Source organism: Thermogutta sp. (genome assembly GCF_014359955.1).
Classification (GTDB): domain Bacteria; phylum Planctomycetota; class Planctomycetia; order Pirellulales; family Thermoguttaceae; genus Thermogutta.
Genome location: NZ_JACIYL010000450.1, coordinates 1 through 3683, shown reverse-complemented (window position 1 = coordinate 3683; position 3683 = coordinate 1). Strand labels below are relative to the sequence as shown.

At 56.6% G+C, this 3683-nt stretch carries 5 protein-coding genes; all 5 read right to left on the bottom strand.

Annotated features, from left to right (window positions below):
- A partial coding sequence (locus H5U08_RS12875) for an RNA polymerase sigma factor (RefSeq protein WP_297033703.1) occupies positions 1-408 on the bottom strand: 408 nt, incomplete at its 3' end.
- Between the two features lie 62 nt (positions 409-470).
- Positions 471-1439 carry a hypothetical protein gene (locus tag H5U08_RS12870; protein ID WP_297033701.1) on the bottom strand — a complete coding sequence of 323 codons (969 nt, stop codon included), beginning with the start codon at positions 1437-1439 and terminating at the stop codon, positions 471-473.
- Positions 1440-1636: 197 nt separating this feature from the next.
- The gene (locus H5U08_RS12865; RefSeq protein ID WP_297033699.1) at positions 1637-1906 is read right to left on the bottom strand and encodes a hypothetical protein; all 270 of its coding nucleotides are present in this window, start codon (positions 1904-1906) and stop codon (positions 1637-1639) included.
- Between the two features lie 45 nt (positions 1907-1951).
- A complete protein-coding gene (locus tag H5U08_RS12860; RefSeq protein WP_297033697.1) occupies positions 1952-2338 on the bottom strand; it encodes a hypothetical protein in 387 nt (128 codons plus the stop codon).
- Positions 2339-2456: 118 nt separating this feature from the next.
- On the bottom strand, positions 2457-3449 hold the full coding sequence (locus H5U08_RS12855; protein ID WP_297033695.1) for an IS5 family transposase: 993 nt from the start codon (positions 3447-3449) through the stop codon (positions 2457-2459).
- Positions 3450-3683: the final 234 nt, after the last annotated feature.

The following is a 3683-nucleotide window of genomic DNA, read 5'->3' as shown; positions in this document are numbered from 1 at the left end:
CTGGACTCGGTCCCACAAACGATCGCGCTGGTCCTCGCTTTCCATCCCCGCCCCCTGACGTGCCTGCACAACCGCAGGCACATTATTCTCCGAGAGCGACTGCCATTGCCGCCGCCGCAGCGCGTTGAGCGCCACCCGATAGGCCACCGTGAAAATCCACGGCCGAAATTCCGCCCCTTCCCGAAATGACCAAAGTTTCTTGAATGCCCGCAGAAACGTTTCCTGCGTCAAATCCTCGGCATCCTCGCGAACCCCGCATTTTCTCTGGAGAAAATGTCGGATGGGGACCTGGTACCGGCGCGCAAGCTCACCGAAGCTGCGCGTGCAACCCCGCCTGGCTCGCTCAACGAGCTCTTCGTCGGTCAGCAATGCGAGCGTCTCGTCACCAGCCATCACTGGAATTGTCAAACCAGATTCGCCGTCGGCATGCCTCGGTTACTCAGCCATACACCTCCCGTTACGCCTTGCCGTCACTTCTCCCGCAACCACGGCACGAGCTTGGCCAGCACGTCCAGAACATCGTCCGTCGGGGCTGTCCAAACCAGTGTCGTCCTGTTCTCGCTGGCAAAAACCTTGGCGTGGTCCAGCAACGCCACATAGTGCGGCTCATCGGCATAATGGAGCTTGCCGATGGCCAGAAGTCCTACCAGCGCATCCCGAACGTTGAGGGCGGTGTCGGCTCCTTCCACCTCAAACGTGGCCTGAACAAACGCCTGCCCCTGGTGCTCTCCCAGCGCCGCCGTTAATCGCCGGCTGCGGCGAATGAGCGGAGACATGAACTGCACGGGAAGCTGGTCCGTGTTCCGTGCATGAATCTCAAGATACGTACCTTCCCGTATCTGGTAGAAAGGCTCCGCAGTATCACGCCCCATCTCCTTCGCCGCGCTCGTCGCGATTTCGTCCACCAGATCACCCTCACGACTCAGGACGACCCAATCGCCGGGAAGAAAACATCCATGGAGAAAGGCCTTTTCGCCCGCGTCGTGCCAACGATGAATCGTGATTCCCGCCACAGTACGGGTCGCGTATTCGGGATTGGTCTTAATAAAACCGAGCAACCGCTGCTGGTTCACTTTCATCTGCACAAGGACAGCGCCCTTCTTGGGATCGAAACCCATCCCCACAAACGTCACCCCGTGCAGATCTTTCTTGAGATCAGCTTCGGCAAGGGCAGCGGCCGCTTCAATCTCGGTGCGGTTGGGACTGCGTTGCCAGAACCGCTCGAAAACGCGTCCAGCCCCGGGCGACTGGCGGATCGCATCCACGTCAAGATGGACGATCCACCGCCAGTTTTTTGGAACCAGCCGCCAATCCAACTGGCCGGCCTCCCCACCAAGTGGGAGCAATGCCCCCCACACTGCGAGAAAGGCCGTCCAAATCAACCAGATGCTTTTACGCCGTTGGTACAGCATCGTTGTGCCATGATCCTTTTTCGCCATTTCTGCCAGACTCGCCAATTCCGCCCGGAGAGGGCCGTCACCAAGTATACACTCCGGGCTCCCAACAGGTGACGAGAATTTCGGACCCGACTGCGAAAGAACTGCCCCACTGACAGCAAGCCGTCCCTGGAACAGACAAGCCAGCCCACGTTCACCCAGGCTAAAACCGGAATCCCGGGGAAAGGCCCTTTGTGCGGCTAATGGCAACGAACGAGCATCCCCTGACCAGGACCAGTCTGCGATGCGCGATAGAGGCGATCGCCCCCGTCCTGGACCGAACCCTGGTCTTCTTCTATTCCACGCTGATCACATCCCCCCCGCACACTCTCCGACGTGACTCGACCAAAAGCGTCGTAGATAAGATGATTGACCACGGTGGTCATGTCGCTGCCCGGCTTATGCTCCCCTAGCCCTTCGCGGTTGTCGGTCCCTTTGACACCATTGATCCCATCAAGCTCTTGCACCATCGCTGACTCGGCGTCACAACACATCTATCGGGAAAGTTTTCCGGTTCAAACTCCTCGTTCCCGCAAAGCAAACGAAAAGGTGAGCGCACGGGTCTCAATTTCTACCGCGTACTCACACACTGAGTTCTGTTCAAGTGCTTGGGCGATAATCGCTTCAACAGTCTCGAGAAAGTTGCCCAACCGATTTACAGCATCTTCATAAGACTCTGGCTCCCTTCCCAATTCTTCTGCTCCTTCGCCTGTAAACCCAGCCTCCGTGAGATGGTACTCAAGCATGATCTGAGAAAGAAGCTCAAGTTGCGCTGCCATTGACTGGTCTATACATTCATAAGCCTCCGGCAAATAACGGTGTACTAGCGGGCGCAGTTCATGTAACATTTTAGGAACCTCTGAACAAAAGGTGATTTCGATTGATTTCTGTCTTTTTAACATCTGGCAATGGTTTTTAAGCCGGATGAGCAGACATTTATCCCGGATTGAGCTTCACCTAAATTCTCTATTCTGCCCTCTTTATCGCTTAATCACCCCGTGGGCGCGCAGTGTCAGCGCTCTAAGTCGCCTTTATCGCCTGTATCCTGCGGAATAACACATGACGATGAAGGTAAATATTCACGCACGCTGCCACAGCATAGGCGTACTGAAGGTTCTTATAAATCCCCTTAAATCGCACCTTCCGCCAGCCAAACACATGTTTCATCACCCCAAACACATGCTCCACCCGAGACCGAAACCTCGCTTTCCAACGATTCTTCTGTTTCTCCCGCTCACTCAGCGGCCGATGTCGACTCCCCTTCCGCTCGGTATAATCCCTCGCCCGGGGCGCCCCCTCCCGAATCGCCCTCTTTTGCCCGGCAAACGCCTTGTCCCCCAGCACCCGCGTCTCCCCACCATGCAACAGTTCCGGCAACACCTGGCTGTCATGCACGTTGGCTGGCGTTACCACCAGCGAATGAATGACCTTCGTTCGGCTATCCACCCCGACATGCACCTTGGCCCCAAAGTGCCACTGATTCCCCTTCTTGGTGCTCCCCATCTCCGGGTCACGGCTCTTCGATTGGTTCTTCGTCGAGGTCGGGGCCTCAATGACCGTGGCGTCTACAATCGTCCCCCGATGCACCCCGACCCCATACTTGGCCAAATGCCGGTTCACCAGTTCCAAAATCTTGGGTCCCAGGCCGTGGTCCTCAAGCAACTGCCGAAACCGGCAAATGGTCGTCTCGTCCGGCGGGGCGTCCTTCCCCAGGTCCAAGCCCAGAAATTGCTGCACGGCATGGCTATCGTGCATCAACTCTTCCGTCAGCGAGTCCGACAGGGCGTACCAGATTTGGAGGAAATACAGCTTGAGCATCCAAATCAGCGGCTTGGCGGGACGTCCCGGCCCCTCATTGTTTGGATAAAACGGCTTGACAATGTCAATCAACTCCTGCCAGGGCATGATTTTGTCCATCATCTGGAGGAATCTATGCCGCCGCGTGGATTTCCGCATCACGTCAAAACCTGCTGTTGCCAATGTGCGCTGCGGATCGTATTCTCGCTTGGCCATGGCCGCGTCCTGTCCAGTCAATTATGCCGCTGTAGTACTCCTTCTCTTTCTATCAACAGTTGTAACCCCTCAGATTATAATGCCGTTACCCAGGAATTGTGCAGAGGTTCCCTTCACCACGTCTCGGTCGGTACATGACCAACGACGCGCACGACGCTAGCCATGGGGCGAATCTGGCCCGAGGGAGTTTTCCAGTAAACGGTGACTTCCACCCGCCGGTAATCACTCACCGAA

Excerpts from the sequence above, each read along its gene's own strand:
- H5U08_RS12870 (WP_297033701.1), bottom strand. The coding sequence starts at position 1,439 with ATGGCGAAAAAGGATCATGGCACAACGATGCTGTACCAACGGCGTAAA.
- H5U08_RS12865 (WP_297033699.1), bottom strand. The coding sequence starts at position 1,906 with ATGGTGCAAGAGCTTGATGGGATCAATGGTGTCAAAGGGACCGACAAC.
- H5U08_RS12860 (WP_297033697.1), bottom strand. The coding sequence starts at position 2,338 with ATGTTAAAAAGACAGAAATCAATCGAAATCACCTTTTGTTCAGAGGTT.
- H5U08_RS12855 (WP_297033695.1), bottom strand. The coding sequence starts at position 3,449 with ATGGCCAAGCGAGAATACGATCCGCAGCGCACATTGGCAACAGCAGGT.